The 17,264-nt window shown below is 41.4% G+C and carries 14 protein-coding genes; 4 read left to right on the top strand and 10 right to left on the bottom strand.

Annotated elements, in window-relative coordinates:
* Positions 1-86: 86 nt before the first annotated feature.
* The 6 genes from H6G32_RS02640 to H6G32_RS02615 all read right to left on the bottom strand — a co-directional run bounded on the left by H6G32_RS02640 (position 87) and on the right by H6G32_RS02615 (position 9,134).
* Positions 87-1,835: a sensor histidine kinase gene (locus H6G32_RS02640; protein ID WP_190454338.1), complete on the bottom strand. Its 1,749-nt coding sequence runs from the start codon at positions 1,833-1,835 to the stop codon at positions 87-89.
* Positions 1,832-2,806, bottom strand: a complete 975-nt coding sequence (locus H6G32_RS02635; RefSeq protein WP_190454335.1) for a substrate-binding domain-containing protein — start codon at positions 2,804-2,806, stop codon at positions 1,832-1,834. The genes H6G32_RS02640 and H6G32_RS02635 overlap by 4 nt, the downstream gene beginning before the upstream one ends.
* 569 nt (positions 2,807-3,375) lie before the next feature.
* Positions 3,376-6,108: a PAS domain S-box protein gene (locus tag H6G32_RS02630; RefSeq protein ID WP_190454332.1), complete on the bottom strand. Its 2,733-nt coding sequence runs from the start codon at positions 6,106-6,108 to the stop codon at positions 3,376-3,378.
* 236 nt (positions 6,109-6,344) lie between these two features.
* Positions 6,345-7,520, bottom strand: a complete 1,176-nt coding sequence (locus H6G32_RS02625) for a DNA double-strand break repair nuclease NurA (protein WP_190454330.1) — start codon at positions 7,518-7,520, stop codon at positions 6,345-6,347.
* A gap of 116 nt (positions 7,521-7,636) precedes the next feature.
* Positions 7,637-8,422 carry an HAD family hydrolase gene (locus tag H6G32_RS02620; protein WP_190454327.1) on the bottom strand — a complete coding sequence of 262 codons (786 nt, stop codon included), beginning with the start codon at positions 8,420-8,422 and terminating at the stop codon, positions 7,637-7,639.
* A gap of 412 nt (positions 8,423-8,834) precedes the next feature.
* On the bottom strand, positions 8,835-9,134 hold the full coding sequence (locus H6G32_RS02615; RefSeq protein WP_190454323.1) for a hypothetical protein: 300 nt from the start codon (positions 9,132-9,134) through the stop codon (positions 8,835-8,837).
* 214 nt (positions 9,135-9,348) lie between these two features.
* On the opposite strand from H6G32_RS02615, the gene H6G32_RS02610 reads away from it, so the two are divergent.
* The 3 genes from H6G32_RS02610 to H6G32_RS02600 are packed head-to-tail and all read left to right on the top strand — an operon-like array spanning position 9,349 to position 12,340.
* Entirely contained in the window at positions 9,349-9,846 is a 498-nt protein-coding gene (locus H6G32_RS02610; protein ID WP_190454320.1) for a hypothetical protein, read from the top strand.
* Positions 9,847-9,866: 20 nt separating this feature from the next.
* Entirely contained in the window at positions 9,867-11,336 is a 1,470-nt protein-coding gene (locus tag H6G32_RS02605; RefSeq protein ID WP_190454317.1) for a haloacid dehalogenase-like hydrolase, read from the top strand.
* A complete protein-coding gene (locus H6G32_RS02600; protein WP_190454314.1) occupies positions 11,333-12,340 on the top strand; it encodes a DNA-processing protein DprA in 1,008 nt (335 codons plus the stop codon). Before H6G32_RS02605 ends, H6G32_RS02600 begins: the two co-directional genes overlap by 4 nt.
* 705 nt (positions 12,341-13,045) lie before the next feature.
* On the opposite strand, the gene psaK is transcribed toward H6G32_RS02600, so the two are convergent.
* Entirely contained in the window at positions 13,046-13,300 is a 255-nt protein-coding gene (gene psaK, locus H6G32_RS02595; RefSeq protein ID WP_190454312.1) for a photosystem I reaction center subunit PsaK, read from the bottom strand.
* Positions 13,301-13,583: 283 nt separating this feature from the next.
* Here psaK and H6G32_RS02590 point away from each other — a divergent pair, with 283 nt between their 5' ends.
* A complete protein-coding gene (locus H6G32_RS02590; RefSeq protein WP_190454310.1) occupies positions 13,584-14,228 on the top strand; it encodes a phosphoribosylanthranilate isomerase in 645 nt (214 codons plus the stop codon).
* Between the two features lie 66 nt (positions 14,229-14,294).
* Here H6G32_RS02590 and folE read toward each other — a convergent pair whose 3' ends face one another.
* From folE to H6G32_RS02575, 3 genes are all read right to left on the bottom strand, one after another.
* On the bottom strand, positions 14,295-15,002 hold the full coding sequence (folE, locus tag H6G32_RS02585; RefSeq protein ID WP_190454305.1) for a GTP cyclohydrolase I FolE: 708 nt from the start codon (positions 15,000-15,002) through the stop codon (positions 14,295-14,297).
* Positions 15,003-15,178: 176 nt separating this feature from the next.
* A complete protein-coding gene (locus H6G32_RS02580) occupies positions 15,179-15,904 on the bottom strand; it encodes an SDR family oxidoreductase (protein WP_190454302.1) in 726 nt (241 codons plus the stop codon).
* 365 nt (positions 15,905-16,269) lie between these two features.
* Positions 16,270-17,250, bottom strand: coding sequence for an acetyl-CoA carboxylase carboxyltransferase subunit alpha (locus tag H6G32_RS02575; RefSeq protein WP_190454300.1), 981 nt, complete (start codon positions 17,248-17,250; stop codon positions 16,270-16,272).
* Positions 17,251-17,264 lie beyond the last annotated feature (14 nt).

The raw sequence follows: 17,264 nt of genomic DNA, 5'->3' as shown, positions 1-17,264 counted from the left end.
TGATTCTTTTAATGAGCAATTTATGAATTTTGTTAGTAGGATAATTTTAACTTTTAGATGATTGAGACCATGGCCCAGAGTACCCGCTATCGAGCGATCGCTTCCATGTCATCTTGGGATACAACCTGGTTCTTTTGCTGATGCAAGGGAATCTCAATCCAAAACTCAGTTCCTTTCTTCAATTCTGACACACACCGCAAATTACCAGAGTGTCTCTGCACAACAATTTGGTAACTAATCGATAAGCCCAACCCTGTCCCCTCACCCACAGGTTTAGTAGTGAAAAATGGATCAAACAGCTTTTGCTTAACCTCTTGGGTCATCCCTGGCCCATTATCAGCAATTCGCACCAGCACTTTGTCATTACCAACAAGTTCAGTGCAAATCTTAATCTGACTGGGATGACTCTGAATGCCTGAACCAGAACACTGGGCATTGTCACGTTCAAAGGCATCGATCGCATTATTCAAAATGTTCATAAACACCTGATTTAACTGCCCTGCATAACACTCTACCAAAGGTAGCTGGCCATACTCCTTGATGACTTCAACCTTGGGATGCTTTGGATTAACTTTCAGCCGATTCTGCAAAATTAGCAGCGTACTCTCAATACCTTCATGAATATCAACCTCTTTCATATCCGCTTCATCCAGACGGGAGAAAGTGCGTAAAGACAAGACAAGCTCCCTAATGCGGTTAGCTCCTATTTTCATCGAACTGAGAACTTTGGGCAAATCATCCAGCAGAAATTTCAAGTCAATTTCCTCAACCTTTTCCTGAATTTTATCTCCGGGAATCGGGAATTCTTCTTGGTAGAGATGTATTAGCTCTAGTAGTTCATGAGCGTATTCCGTAGTGTGGGTGATATTGCCATAGATAAAGTTAACTGGATTATTGATTTCGTGTGCTATCCCAGCCACAAGCTGACCCAAGCTAGACATTTTCTCAGTTTGAATCAGTTGAGCTTGGGTATTTTGGAGTTTTAGTAAGGCTTTTTGGAGTTTTGACTCTGCTTGTTTGCGTTCAGATATTTCTAACTCTAAGCGTTGGTTTATTTGGGTTAATTCAGTGTTTTCCAGTAGTGTTTCACGGGATTGGGCTAGCTTCGCTCCCATGTAGTTAAATGCTTGAGCAAGGTCTTCTACTTCATCCCCTGTGCAGATATCTAAACGGTAATCGAAGTTGCCAGATGCAACTTCTGCTGTTCCCATCTGTAACTTTTGCAAAGACTGAATCACCGGACGCCAGATCAGCAAAAACTTACCAACAAATAGAATCAGAATCACCCCGATCACAGCAAAAGAGATATTTTTCTGCATTTGATGTAGGCTTTCCAATTGCGAATCCATCATGAAGCTTTGCTCATAAGCAAGGTCAATCACATCTTTTAAGAAAAACTCAATATCTCTGTTAAAGGAATTAATTGCTCGGAAATACTGCTGAGAATCAGCCAGATAGGTTTCACTGGCTTGCCGCTGAGTTAGCTGAATCCCCATATTGGCAATAAACTTGTGCCGGCGACGAATTACAGATATTTTTGTAGCGTCTGGTATTAATATCTCTAACTTATCGAGGGATTCCAAAAACTGGGCTTGAAACTGATTTAGTTCCGATTTTTTGGTATTAAATAAAACAATATCTTTAAGGGCAATAATTTCAGATTTTAAGGCATTTTCTGCTTCTAGAGATGCTTTGATAGTTTCAGTGCTTTGTTTGCTTTTGTCAATAACTATCTGTTTTATCTGCTGAAAAACTAAATTGTTACCAACAAGAATAGCTACTATGAGTCCAACAAATATAGCAGAACCGGTGAAAAACTTTGTAGATATCTTCATTTTGCCGGGATGGAAATTAAGTTGAGGTCTTTTCGGAGTTGCTGAACAGGAGCGTAGTCGGAAGGACTAACAAGGGTGTATCCAGCTGACTCATTTCCCGTAATATCCTCCATACCATCCGGGGTATTAATAAATGCTTGCTTCAATTGTTCGATCAACTCAAGGGACAGTCTTGTTGATACTACTATGGGTGGCTTGGGTATGGGGGCAGACTCCCAGATAATTCTGGAGTTTTTAGGTGTGAGTTTGCCGCTTTTTTGCCGCTTGAGGTAAGACGAAATATTAGCCGCAGCGGCATCAACAGTGCCATTTTCCAATGCTGCCATACTCTTGCTATGGTTTCCAGCAAAAAGAACTTGAGCAAAATCCCGCTCAGGATTAATCCCCAGTTTCTTGAGACTTACCAGTGGCATCAAATACCCAGAGGTTGATGATTTATCTACAAAGGCAACGCGCTGGCCTTTGAGGTCTTTTAAGGTTTTGATGGGACTGTCTGCTCTGACAATAATGCATGCCCGATACCAAGGTTGCCCTGTATGCATGTCGATGGGAGCAACTAATGGTTCTACTTTAGCACCCCGATCTAATGCTTTTAGATAGGTAGAAGGCCCTAAATAAGCAATATCAACCTTTTCTTGCACCAGCCAGTCAACAGCTTCATTGTAATTCTTGGCAATTTGGAAATCGACTTGTCGTCCCAGGGATTTTTCTAAGTAGGCATCGAAGACTTTCATCATCTGTTCTTGGTCTTGAGGGTTGCGTGCTGGTAGCACCCCAATTTTTAGGGTGAATAAGTTTTGTTTGCTACTGTCGGGAGCTTTATCCACAGCAGGTTTTGAACCACCGGATACTTTGCCACTACAGCCTGTACCCATCAGTGCCACGACTACAGCCAAAACAATAACTGCACTTTTGGTAACTAAGCGGTGTCTGGTGAACAGCCTCTGGTGGGCGTCTAAGTATCTTTCCATAGAGTTAAATTCCAAGATAGCTCATAAAGGACTGGACTATAGTTAGCTACCCAAAGGATTATTCTCTAAGTCTCAGCTATAGCAGAAGGCAATAGTCACTCTTGCAATAGGCAAAATAAAACCCTTGTCATCACTGAGTTTGAGCTTTTAAGAATGTCCTAATCGCCTGATCTACTGCTATAAATATAGCTTTCCCTAAAGAAATGTAAAGGTAACAGTTTCCAGTAAGAATGGCAGTAATTTCACAAACTACATGAAACATGAGTTACGATCTTTTGGTTTGCTCTAGCTTAATCTCAGCAAAATTCGTGACAAATTACAAGTCCTACTCAGTGGTTTATTACTAGTAATACTGCTTAAGTATAAGAAAAATAAGTTTAAAAAATACAAATAATTGGGATTTTACACGTAATATTTAGTTAATCACCTCTCGTAACATAAAAAGTCATATCCAAGGCTCGTTCATTACCTGATTCTCAGCACAATTACTCATTGACAAAGGCAACAGTATCTTAATCTGTAACCCATGGTTCAGGAAATAAAAACTATCATTTGCTAATGATTTAATTTTACTTAATTGGAATCTGAATCCAGAACTTTGTACCTTGTCCTGGTTCCGAAAAACACTCCAAAATTCCTCCATGTTTTTCGACGATAATTTGGTAGCTAATTGACAGCCCTAATCCTGTGCCCTTACCCACAGGTTTTGTGGTAAAAAATGGGTCAAATAGCTTTGTTCTGACTTCTTCTGTGATGCCGATTCCATTGTCAGCAATCTGGATAGAAATAAAGTCGTTTTCTAAAATTGCGGTGCTAATCGAAATCGTAGGTGGGGAAAATTTTTGATGCTTGTCTTCCCTAATATTTCCCTGGGCGGCTAATTCATCTAATGCATCGATGGCATTAGTTAAAATGTTCATAAATACCTGATTAAGTTGACCTGGGTAGCAATCAATTAAAGGTAAATTCCCATAATCTTTGATGATAGATATGCCAATTTCACTACCAATATTTTTCCAGCGATGATGCAAAATAAACAGTGTGTTATCAATTCCTTCATGAATATCAACTAACTTTTTCTCGGCTTCATCAAGGCGGGAGAAGTTTCGCAAACTCAGAACAATCTCACGGATGCGATTAGTACCTATTTTCATTGAAGATATGAGTTTTGACAGGTCACTAGTCAGAAATTCTAAGTCAATTTCTTCAGATAAATTGTTAATTTCTGGATGAGGATGGGGATAGTGCTGCTGATAAAGTTGTAATAGCTCTAGTAAGTCGTCAAAGTATTCGTTAGCATGGGTTAAGTTGCCATGAATAAAATTAACTGGGTTATTGATTTCATGGGCAACGCCTGCTACTAGCTGTCCCAAACTAGACATTTTTTCATGTTGAATCAGTTGCGCTTGCGTTTGCTGCAACTTATGCAAGGCTTCGGTGAGTTTTTCTGCTTGAGTTTGGGCGGCTAAAGTAGCAGCACGACTTTGGGCATAAATTTGTGCTTGATTGATGGCGATCGCTAATTGATCTGTCACAGCTTGCAGGAGTACAATTTCACTATTGTTCCAAATTCTTTCGCCACTACAATGACTGCAAACAATTGCGCCAAATTCCTCAGAATTACTTTTTATTGGTAGCAGCAGTTGAGAAGTGATATCAAACTCTCTTAGCAGTTCATCTGTATTATAATCGAGACTATGTTCGAGTAGGAAATTGCTGTGTATATCATCTATGCAAATTAACTCTTGGCGGAGAAGCATTTTTGCCAAATAAATACTTTTTTGTGGCGAAACTTTACCTAACATAGTGGGTAATTTAGAGTCCCGCGCTTCATGGGTGATAGTCAGATTTGGCGGGGAGGAATTTGGTAAATACCAAAGAAAATAGCAGCGGTCAATTTGTAATAAGCTGCGGATTTCGTTAACGGCAGTTTCTAGAATAGTATCGATATCGAGCGAACTGCGGATTTCGCTAGCAAGACGCAACAGCAGAGCTTCCCGACGGCTGAGGAGTTCTTCTCGCGCCCAGATGCGATCAACAGCTACCGCAATATTATTTGCAATCCAATTTAATAGGTTATGGGTTGGATCGGTAAATAATTGCTGGCTAAATAAAGCCATGATGCCAATTAATTGCTGCTCAATAATTAAGGGATAGGCACATAAGCGGAAAATGGAAAATGTAGAATCGAGAAATAGTTCCTGATTATTAATTAATACTTCTTCGTTTAAAATAGCTTGATGGTTTTGAGTAATTGAGCTAATAGCATCATTAGCTACAACCATGTGATTAGGATAATCGAGAAAATCGGTCAATATGTCACAGTTAGCATCTGTGCAATGAACGCCAGCTTGCAACTGTAGTTGGTTTGTCTCCTGTCCAAAAGTCCAGATGCCAATAAAGGCGACATCCAGGTATTGCGACATCGTATTTGAGCAGTTTTGCAGAATTTCTGGTAGGGTACCGCGTTGAGATAAGGCTAAACTGACTTCTGCACTCAAGAGTGACAAGCGCGATCTTTCTAACAGTGCTAACTCTGAAAGCTTACGGTCTGTAATATCTGAACGAATTGCTATATATTGGTGGGGTTTGCCATCGGGATTTAGTACTGGGACAATGAGAGTATCTACCCAATAAAATGTGCCATCCTTGGCTTTGTTTTTCATTTCCCCCTTCCATAACTTTCCTTGGGCAATTGTTCTCCACAAATCTTTAAAAAATTCTTTTGAATGATAACCAGATTTGATAATCCGGTGGTCTTGACCTATAAGTTCTTCTTTTGAGTATTTAGAAATTTTACAAAATTGCTCGTTAGCATAGGTAATGATCCCTTCTACATCAGTAACAGCTACCAGCGAATGAGCATCTAATGCAAACTTTAAAGCTTCTAATTCTTTGATGTTTTTTTGTAAGGCTATCTCATTTTCTTTCTGAGGCGTTATATCATGAGCAACTGCATAAATTAACTGCTCTTCGATGTATGCAGTTGCATTCCACGACAACCATTTATACGAACCATCTTGACAAAGATAGCGGTTTTCAAAATTAATTGAATCCATACCTTCTGTCAAGCTTTTAGTATGGAAAATAGTATTTTCACGGTCTTCAGGATGAACAAAATCAATAAAGGTGTTGGCAAGGAGTTTATGGGTTGACCAACCTAAAGTTTTTGTCCATGATGGGTTTACAGTCTTGAAATAACCATCAAAACCAGCGATACAAAGTAAATCTATGGAGAGCGAGAAGAATCGAGAGTAGTTTTCTTCTGCTAATTCATATTTAGATTTATTTTTTTTAATCATAGTTCAATCCTGTCCAAATGGTTGATTTGGAATTTTTTAAGATTCTTAAGTTGATTTAATTTTGGTTTTTTTAAGTAAAGCTAAGAAATGTAACAGAAATTTCTGAGGATAGGGTTTGGCTATTTCTAGTCCCCAAATAAAACTGATTATGCTAATATAAGCATTTCTAAATTTTCTTGGATATAGGAATAATACTGAAAAAGCCGTCACTAATAGTGCGGGTATGAAAGCTGATTTTAAGCAATACTCCCCCGCTTTCTGGCTTCTTTGTAGGAAGTTCCGACATTTTTGATGCCAGCTTTAATCATTTGTCGTTCCAAGAGGGCAAAGAATCTTGCTCGATCGCCGCCGCGTACCACTGCTTGATTATGTGCTTCTGCGATCGCCACAGGGTAGCCATATCCTTTTTGCACCTGTGCTAACATCAGTCCTAACGCTTGATCAAACATCGTAGTGTTTTCGGCTACCCAAGCAGGAAATTCAATCCGTGCAATCTCTGTACCGACGTGGACATAGCAGAAGTAAATGGTTTGGTTTTCGTATAGTTCAAGAATGCGGGCATTACTGCGCCACAAGGGTCCGCGTTGTCCGGGTTTGAGTTGGGTTGCCCAGAGGGCTGTATCTCGCAGAGGATCAAATTTTTTGCAAGGGACTGCTTCTAGCTGATTGGGGCAATAAGTTATACAGTCGGGTACTGGATGGGGACAAGCTGACAGGCGTAAAAAGTTCATAGCGTCGATGTTGCGAGAGGCGCTAAGATAGCCCATCAGGGGAATTTGAGCATCACGCATCTGTTTCCAAGCTTCGAGGATGGGGGGTAAAATGCGATCGCGTGCATCCATAGGCAACTGTTCCAAAAACCAGTAAATTAAGGAACCATCCACCATTGCTAAAATTGGTACTTCCCCTTTCATACTGCAAGCCACTTCTGCTAACACCGTTATTTCCGAAGCAGTACGGCAAAAACCCATCCATTCATCAGTTTTAATCCCCCATTGTCGAGACACATATAAATCTTCTGGGCGATAAAATACCTCCGGTAAACTATCTAGCAGCGGGTGGCGATTTTGACCATAATGTAAAACTACTCTACCGATATTTATCAGATAGCAGTAAGCAATTTCGTGGTGGTTGGGGGAAATTTGCGAACCATCAGTAGAGATGACAGTATGAATTTTAGGCGGAACAGGGATATCAATACAGGTTTCTAGTGGCTCAATTGGGGTAGCATTAGCAAAGATAATGCGATCGCGCCATTGTTCCTGACGCTTAACCAACTCTTCCTGAAACTCAAAAGCCTTTTTTAGATGTTGTTGTGCCAACTCTAAACGCTGACGACTCGCAGCAGCCTCTAAAGTCAGATGCTGACTCAAACCCTGCATTTGTCGCGCTAGTTTTGTTAGATCAAGCATAAATAATAAATGATGAGTAAGGATAAAAAATTGCATTTAAAAATTGTAAAACAGGCGTCTCGCCTATCATTGAGTAGCTCTCGTGACGCCTGCTCTACATATCATTCCTCAATTAATTAAAACCAACCAGAAAAATATAAAGCAAACTGAGAAAGTGATATTAGCTGAATTCGCGGATCATTTTCAGCAGCATCCCTTTCTGGTTGGGTATTATAACCCCAATCTGCCAAGAAAAGTTGCACATCACCAAGGTCTGATTGCTGTTGGACTAACTGCAAAGTTTTCAGTCTATCTTCCATAAACCATAAACTAACAGGCTTGACATCTGCCGTCTGAATTAATTCTCGCAGAATTTCATATTTAGGGCGCTTCACTTCCTTACCAAAAATTGCTGCGGTTGGTAAATCAACTCCTGCTTGTTGCAACAGCTGCTGGACAAAACGCCCTTCCTTAGTAGTGACAATGAATAACTTAACTTCACTAGTAATAGTCGCCTTAATTTTTTCCACCACCCCAGGATAAAATCTATGCAGACTTAGCCAGCCATCTAAATCTGTATTAATCCATTCATCTCGGAGATAGTCTAATTTTGCGCCAATATCTTTCGCCTGCAATTTGTCTGCTAACAAAATTTCTGGAGCAATACTTACCCATTCTTGCAGAATTTTAGCATCAGAAAATCCCTCAACCAAAGCCTTAATTAAAACAGGCATTTCCCAACCAGTTTCAATTACAGGTCGTAAGCGATAAAATCGAGAAGCTAAATCATCTGGTGGTGTATCCTTAGCAGGCGACCAAATTTTACAATAGGTACGCCATGCTACCTCAAAATATTCAATTAGCCCATCGCAAACTACTCCGTCAAAGTCCAGGGCTAAAATTGTGGGACTCTTTGCTGTCATTGTTTTGAGGATGAAAACTGCTGTAGTCAGCTTATCGTACTCTTTAGATATATAAAGTTCTCAATTTAAGCAATTACAGCAAAAGAACCTAACCCCCAACCCTGCTAGGGAAGGGGGCTACTTTTTTGTGATGGGTTTTTCTGTGGGTCAGTCAAAAAACAAAAGCTATTTCCCCTCACCTCCTAGGCTATTGGTAGGAGAAAGGTCTGCACATAGTCTATTCATTGGAAACAGGACTTACGCTTTCATCATGAAGGAACGTAGACCGAAGGGCGTGCCGTAGGCTACCGCAAATGACACGTATCGCCAGAGGCGAGGCTTCGCCAACGCGTAGCGTCTCGAAGAGAAGGAATAAGAGTTTCGCAGAGTTCTTGCGTAAGTCCTGGGAAAAATGCTGTGAGTCGAAGCGGAACTAGTAACCACGATAGCCGTGATGCACACGACCATAACCAGGACGGGGGAGATAGATTTTAATAGGGCGAATGCGATTGATATGTCGGTAATAGTAGCGATAGTGACTACGGCGTCGATGTATCCGTCTACGATGATTTATGCGGTGATAACTACCGCGGTTGTGTCTGCGATAATAGACATTGCCATAATGACCGTGATGACGAGTCTTGCGTGGTGCAGCCTCAGCGCTTTCAAACACCGATAGAACTGACACAGATGCCATCAAGCCCGCTAGAAGAATGGAGAGAAAGCGGCTCATAATTTAATTTCGAGTAGTTGGTATAATTTCTACAAGCGTAGGAAATTTACGAAGAGGAGATTCCACAAGGCTTTGAACTCATTTTACCAGCTTTTAAGACTGAAGGAATATCTGGGTAATCGATAGGTTTTTAGGGAGAGGTTAACCAAGTAAAGATACTGAACTAATGTAATACTTATAACTAAGCTTATTAATATGGTTAGGGGAATAGGCAATGGCTATCAAGCTTTGGAAGTTTTTGACAACCGACATTCGGGAATTGAACTTAGGACAAGGGGTGGAAGCAGTCAAAACAGGAGCCGACGCAGCCAAAGCCGTGCTTGATTTAGCAAAAGCGGTAAAAGAGCAAAAAAGCCTCAACCCATATATAGGGGAAATCGCGTCGCTTTTAGATATCCTCAATAGTCCATTAGGTCAAATTGCTGGAACAGTAATTCCCTTTGCACCCATTGCGCTTACCATTATTAAGCTAATTGCTGACCAAACGCAAAAAGAGTTAAGTTTGGTGCAGTGTGTAGCTTTGGTGAGTCAAGCCGCTTATCTAGAAAGCTTTCGGGCAATTATCACCGAAAAACCAGAACTATTACAGCTAATTGGCAAGACTCCTGCATCTGACGCTGTTGCACGACTCATAAAACGCATTCTCCCCAGATTCCGTATTTTTCCGGTTTATTTCAACACTCTTACTGAGGATAATCTGATACAAGTTTAGTACAAAGGTAAGCTTTTCAAGTGGAAAATAGACCCTTACTCGAGAAAAAGTATCTGCTGATTGACTTGGATGGAACTTTAACAGACACAGCAGATATTGCATTGAAACCCATGAAAGATGGGCAAGTGCAAACAGACGTGTCACAAATTCAAGTTTTCCAGGGAGCTACAGAATTTCTTGCAGAGGCAAAAAACCTGGGCTTCGAGTGCATAATTGTTTCTGACTCACATCCTAGATATGTAGATCCAATCGTAAGAGAACACTTCAGCGAGTATTGTACTGCTGTACTTTCTCTCGCAGATAAACCAAACACTTTGAAAACACTCAACTTTTTACAAGAGCAAAATATTGACATTTCAAGCAGCACTTGCTACGTGATTGGTGACTCTTGGCTAGATATTGAACTTGGTAGAGGTCTACAAGTTCCAACAGTGTTAACTGCATTCTATGAAGCAAGAAACTTAGAAATTAGAGATGGCATAGGTGATTATGTGAAGAATACTAAAAGTGGTTCTACATACTTTGCTCAAAATTATTCAAGTCTTTTAGATATTTTGAAAAATCCTTTACAAAACTTGCTCTGCTTAGAAGCTAAGTTTATGGGTACTGTCAGCTGTATAGCTAGAAAACCTCGCCCTGATGACGTCCCACAAGGGAGACTAACTGCTCACAGGATTTTAGCTAGGCAGTCCCAAGGTGAGTGTGATAAATATCATGCTACAGCAAAATACTTTGAATTTGGTCAGGTAGCTAGAACTCAAGAGCTACTATTTTTAATTCGGGACGCTGTAATGACTTATTTAGAGCTTGTTCTAGAAACTCAATCTTATTTATGGGATATATTTACCTATGTTCCAGATAAGCAGACAACGCAGCCAGCGAATAAGATGGGAGAGTTATTTGATCTCATTGTTAATCAAATTCGACAAAGTAGACCAGCGTTAAGTTGTATTAGTGTATTTGAGTGGAACAATGGGGTTGATTCTTCTACCCGTAAACAGTCTACAGCAGAAGATAGGCGAAGATTTATTGATAATAATATTAACCTTCTGGATGGATTGGATCTCAAGGGTAAGAGTATAATCATTCTTGATGATCAGTACACTACTGGAGCTACCGCTGATACTTTATTAGAAAAGCTACGTGCCAAAGGAGCCAAAAATATTTTGTTCATTGCCTTGTTTCAACTTATAAATTCGGTAGATAGTAATAGGGACTGTCCTAAATGTTTAGCTAATGGATTAAATAAACTACTACAACTAAAGATTAACAGGGAAACAGGTGTCAAATTTTACTCTTGCGTACCGCCTAAAGCTCAAGGTGATGGATGTGGATATAGCGACAGTGGTGTACTGTGTCCAAAATGTTCACAAGAGGGGATGAATAAATATATGAAAGAAAGGACTAATAGTCAAACTGGTAATAAATTTTATTCCTGTCCTAAGCCTCCATATGGTGATGGATGTGGTTATACGGAGAATATAGAATGAAAGAAACTTCAGAATTAAGCTTTACTGTTCTTGCACTTTCTCTTATTAAAGGAGTAGGAGCTACATTTGTCAAAAAAAACTTAGTTACTATAAAGCAAAGTTGTCGTTACGGTTCTGCAACAAGTGCTGATGAAATTATTACTCAGATTTTAGCAATAGTTGGCAAGAAATACTCCTCTTCGGAAATTAAAGAAGCTGTTTCTAAAGCTGAAAATATAGTATCTGAATGTGAACTGCATAAAATTAGTTTCACTTCTGTTGTAGATGCCAACTATCCCAAAAAACTTTTTGAATTAAAAGATCCTCCCCCTATCCTTTTCTTCCTTGGAAATTTTTCTTTATTATATAAGGATGCGATTACTATCATTGGCACAAGGAAGCCTAATAAAACCGGAAATATAATTGCCGAGCGTATTGGTAAATACTTTTCATCAAGAGGTTGGGTGATTTGTAACGGTTTAGCAGACGGTATTGATACTTTCTCAATTCGAGATCAAGAAGAATATTGTTTTGCAGAGGTTGTAGGGGTAGTAGGCAGTGGATTAGCTAAATCCTCCTTCCGCTCCTTACCAAAGCAGTCAGTCGCCAATATTGAATATATTTTGGCGAATGATGGACTTGTTATATCTGAAATGCCTCCTTTAAAGAAGCAGGATACTTTTTCTGTGGTGAAATCTTGTAGAATTCAGGCAGGACTTGGAGCCGGTTTGATTTTAATCCAAAGTTCTATTAAGGGAGGATCTCGTTTCACTGTTAAAGCTGCTGTTGAATCAAACAGACCTTTGGGAGTGATATATCCTGTAAAAACAGATATGGAACGTGATGATTATGGAGCAAATAGAAAAATTATTGAAGAAGGTGTTCAAGGGCTAAATGAGTTTGTAGATTTAAAGAACGGCAAAAGCTCTAACCCAAAAATTGTGGTTTTGTCTAGCAAAGAGTCATACCCAGCGTTTGAGTCAGCCCTAAAAACTAGCAACCCAGTTCTTTCTCTCAATATCTGAAATATGCCGTCACCCTAGAACCTGAAAATAAAAGTTATCAAGATAGTCGAGGACTAGCTAGGGCATTAGTAGACTTTCAGGCGGCAGTAGATAGCAATGCACTTGATGGTCACTCAGAAGATGTGAAACAGCGGCGGCTGCGCTGGATAGAAGCACTCAAGGCAGGAGTAAATCCCTTCACCCCAGAGGAACTGGAAGCACTGCGGCAGGCTGAGGGGTAATAAGCTGAAAATCCTATAATTTGCATATCATTATTGAGCATAACTCTTGTGGGGTGGGCCGAAAAGCCCGCCCTTGATGTGCAAATTAAAAGCGTAACAGCTTATCATGTCCCCATAGAAAAATTAGGACTTACGCACTGTGGCAATTCATCCTAATTTTGGGCTTTTTTAATGGTGTTTTGATGCGTCAGGGGACGCATCCTACTAAATATTGGTTTTTTTTAATGGTGTTCTGATACCTCAGGGGACGCATCCTGTAGTGTGCGTTCCCTAACGCACGAATTAAGATTTTCAATGAATAAAACCAGTTTACATATTTAGCTTTTTTTGTCAATGGGTAAGTCCTAAAAATATTCAATTAATTCTTGTAGGTCAGGCATCTAATAGCCATAGCAAAATGGCGGCGGAAAAACCCATCCCTGCTAAAAATAGGATAAAAGCTTTCCCACCGCCCACTGTTCACCCAAGGTATGTCAACTCAAATCTACAGACGACCAATGTTGGTTAGTCCTAAAACGACACCAATACCGATCACATGACCAAAAGCCATCGCCCCAATGAATGCGGGAACAGTGACTGGGAGTAAAGGCATACTAGGCCCAACTTTGGGAGCCTTAGATGCAAGAGTTAGCAAAAGAGCTACTAAGCTGCTGACGCTGATAATGATTCCTACTGTAGGACTCCACACTGGTGTTGCAGGAACAGATCCAGCGGCTGCAAGTAAAATAGATGAAATCAAGCTTTTTCTCCTAAATGGAAAAATTTATGTAATCCTACAAGATTTTGACACTCCCCGCACCTAAGATTTGCTTAGGCGACACAATGTGTCTATTACCTTGCTTGCTGATGAATTTAGTTTATCAAAATATAGGCAAAAATAGTTAGAATCAAAGCACTGGCTAAATACTGCTGCTAGCTTTCATCCCTTATGTTAAGCGCTGTTGCGGCTGACAAAGACAAGCCTCAACCTCAAGGGTTTTCAGCTTTTCCCTTGTAACTATTTTAAATTTGTCTTTCCTGGTATGCGGATTAAAATTTGCGGCATCACTCAACCAGAACAGTCAATTGCGATCGCATCCCTTGGCGCCACAGCAATCGGATTTATCTGTGTACCCACCTCTCCACGCTACGTTACCACAGCCCAAATACAGGCAGCGGTGGCATCATTACCAGCAAACATTGACAAAATTGGTGTTTTTGCCAACGCCAGCATCCCCGAAATCAGTCAAATAGTAGTTGAAGCAGGATTGACTGGCGTCCAACTACACGGAGATGAATTGCCAGCGTTTTGCTACCAATTGCGTCAATACCTCCCCCAGGTAGAAATTATTAAAGCGCTGAGAATTCGTTCACTTGGCGATTTAGACACAGCCCTTACTTACATAAATTCTATAGATACCTTACTACTCGATGCCTATCATCCCCAACAACTAGGTGGCACAGGTAAAACCTTAGATTGGGAAATGCTACAACAATTTAGCCCCAGTTGCCCTTGGTTTTTAGCCGGGGGACTCACACCAGATAATATTGTCGCAGCTCTGAGTCAGGTTAATCCTAGTGGCATTGATTTATCTAGTGGTGTTGAAAACGCACCAGGAGACAAGAATTTAGACAAAGTAGCGCTGCTATTTCACAGGTTAGATAATGAGGAAAAAGGTAATCGGTAATCGGGAAAAAGGTAATTGGTAAGAGTTTTTCCCAATCCCCAATCCCCAATCCCCAATCCCCAATTCCTAAAAGAACGCTCCTTGGTGACGAATCAAGTTAAAGAATTCTTCGCGGGTTTTTTGCTCCTCTTGGAACACACCAACCATTGCGCTGGTCACAGTCCAAGAACCTGGCTTCTGAACACCACGCATTGCCATGCACATATGGGTAGCTTCCATCACAACAGCTACGCCATGAGGTTCTAAAACGGTCTGAATCGCTTCGGCAATTTGGCGGGTTAGCCTCTCCTGTACTTGCAAGCGCCGGGAATACATCTCAACAATGCGGGCCAGCTTACTCAGTCCCACAACTTTTTGGTTAGGGATATAAGCAACGTGTGCTCTGCCCATAAATGGCAGCATATGATGTTCGCACAGGCTAAAGAAATTAATATCTCGAACTAGTACCATCTCATTATGTCCTTCATCAAAGATGGCACCATTAACGAGTTCTTCTAAGGATTGGTCGTAGCCACTGGTAAGAAACAGCAGGGCCTCAGCCATGCGCTTGGGTGTTTTGAGGAGTCCTTCACGTTCGGGGTCTTCGCCAACGCCTAATAGCAGTGTCCGCGCGGCTTCCATCATTTGCTCTTTATTTTCTTCTGTTGGCGAGAGCAAAACTGGTTCCCCTCCGTCGTGAGTATTACGGTCGGGTCTAGGGTTGATAACTTCTGCCAAGTCGGGATTCAGAGGAGATTGAGCGCGATTGGAACCGTTGGAACTAGCGATAGTCATGATGTAAGTTTTGGTTAGAGTTTAGTGATTGGTCATTAGTCAAGCTCCTGGGTGAAAATGCAAAATGCAAAGTTCAAAATGAAATAACCCCTTTTTGAATTTTGAATTTTGAATTTTGAATTGGAGCGTAGCGATGATCATTAGTCTTTTGCAAAAAACAAAGGACAAAGAACTAATTAGAGGACACCAGCATTGGACATAATGGTTAATTCCTCAATGACTGCCTGTTGTGGTAATAAAACAGTATGAAGAATTGACTGAGCAATAACTTCTGGGGTTAACATTTTGGAACGGTCAAAGTTAGACTGGACTGTTTCTGTGTCCCACAGTTCCGTCTTGACGGCACCAGGACAAATAGCAGTAACGCGAATGCCGTTGGCCCGCTCTTCTTGTGCCAAGGTTTGAGATAGGGCAACCAGACCTGCTTTGCTGACGTTATATGCTCCCCAACCGGGAAAGGGTTGCTTGGCAGCAATCGAGGCAACGTTGATAATTGTGCCGATACCCCGATGCCGCATGGTCGGCAAAATCCCGTTAATACACTGAAACACACTGGTGAGATTTAAGTTAATCAAATACTGCCAGTCTTCTAGGGGAGTTTCGCTTAAGGTGGCTGTGTATCCCATGCCAGCATTGTTTACCAGAATGTCTATATCGCCAAAATCAAGGGCGATCGCTTGTATCTGTGCTTGTACTTGGGAAACACAAGCTAGATCAACGGCGAAAGCTCTCGCTTCTACCCCAGTAAGCCTTGCTGCGGCTGCAACCGCCTCCAGCTTATCCACAGAACGGCTGACTAAGGCGACATCTATTCCCGCCTTGGCAAATGCTAAAGCCGTTGCTTTGCCAATTCCACTACTTGCCCCTGTGATCAGGGCGCGTCGTTTCTGCTCAACACTCATGGTATCTCCCAATTTTTTGGCAGTGCGGAAAGCTCCTTGCTACCCCATTGTGCCAATCTCTCGGATTGGATAGATTAAGAGAATCTAAAAACCCGATAATTGCTTTTTGACAACTGCTAAAATGCCTTGCCAATATGGGTACATAGCCTGTGATCTCTTTTCCTAGGAAAGACAACAAATCATCGCCTGGGAAAATAGGTCGTAAACTTAAAATTGATTACTGATTACTCTACAAACCACTCAATCAAATTGAGTTGATTGGCCAAACACACAAATGCCTATGGCTGATAAGATTGTTAAGAATCTTTAAGAACCATAGGCAATTATAGCACTGCCGTTGTACTAATCAAGCATCTCAAGTATTGTTAGTGGGCAACTTCAGTAAAAACACCAATTTTACGGAATTTTTCATAGCGCAGTTGACGGCGTTCTGGAGAGGTGAAACCGTTGAGGTCGTGCAAATTCTCCAACAGTGCTTGCTTGAGAGTTGTAGCAGCTTTCAGGGGGTCGGAATGAGCGCCACCAGTGGGTTCAGGCAATATCTGGTCAATAATTCCTAAGTTTTTCAGGTCATGGGAGATGATTTTCAAGGCGACGGCTGCTTGGGGGGCTTTGCTGGAATCTTTCCACAAAATAGCGGCGCAGGCTTCTGGGGTAGCAACGGTATAAACGGAGTGTTCAAACATCAACAGGCGATCGCCTACACCAATACCCAGTGCGCCGCCAGAACCGCCTTCACCAATGACTGTGCAAATAATCGGCACATCCAGGCAGAACATTTCTCGTAAATTATAGGCGATCGCTTCTCCCTGTCCTTGATGTTCTGCTTCTATACCCGCCCAAGCTCCTGGGGTATCGATAAAAGTTATAATTGGCATACTAAATTTGTTGGCATGATCCATTAACCGCATCGCCTTGCGGTAGCCACCAGGAGAAGCCATGCCAAAGTTACGGGCTACATTGTCTTTAGTGTCACGACCTTTTTGATGGCCCAACATCACCACGGGTTGTCCACCCAAACGACCAACGCCACCAACTAAAGCCGGATCATCACCACCACCGCGATCGCCATGTAATTCCATCCATTCATCACTAATTGCCTGAATGTAATCGAGAGTACTGGGACGCCGGGGATGACGGGCTACTTGCAGTCGCTGGGACGGCGATAAACTACCGAAAATTTCCTCACGCAGTTGCATGGCTCGTGCTTCTAGTTGTCTAATTTGACTAGAAACATCGACGCCGTTTTCTTCTGCAAGTTGCCGAATTTGCTCAATCCGGGTTGCCAGTTCTGCGAGCGGCTTTTCAAAATCCAACAGTAGCGGTTTACGCTCAGTAATTGCCATGGTTAGGGTAGTGG

It is taken from the genome of Cylindrospermum sp. FACHB-282, assembly GCF_014697195.1.
Taxonomy (GTDB): domain Bacteria; phylum Cyanobacteriota; class Cyanobacteriia; order Cyanobacteriales; family Nostocaceae; genus Cylindrospermum.
The sequence above is the reverse complement of the archived record's forward strand: the minus strand, read 5'-3'. Positions and strand labels throughout refer to the sequence as shown.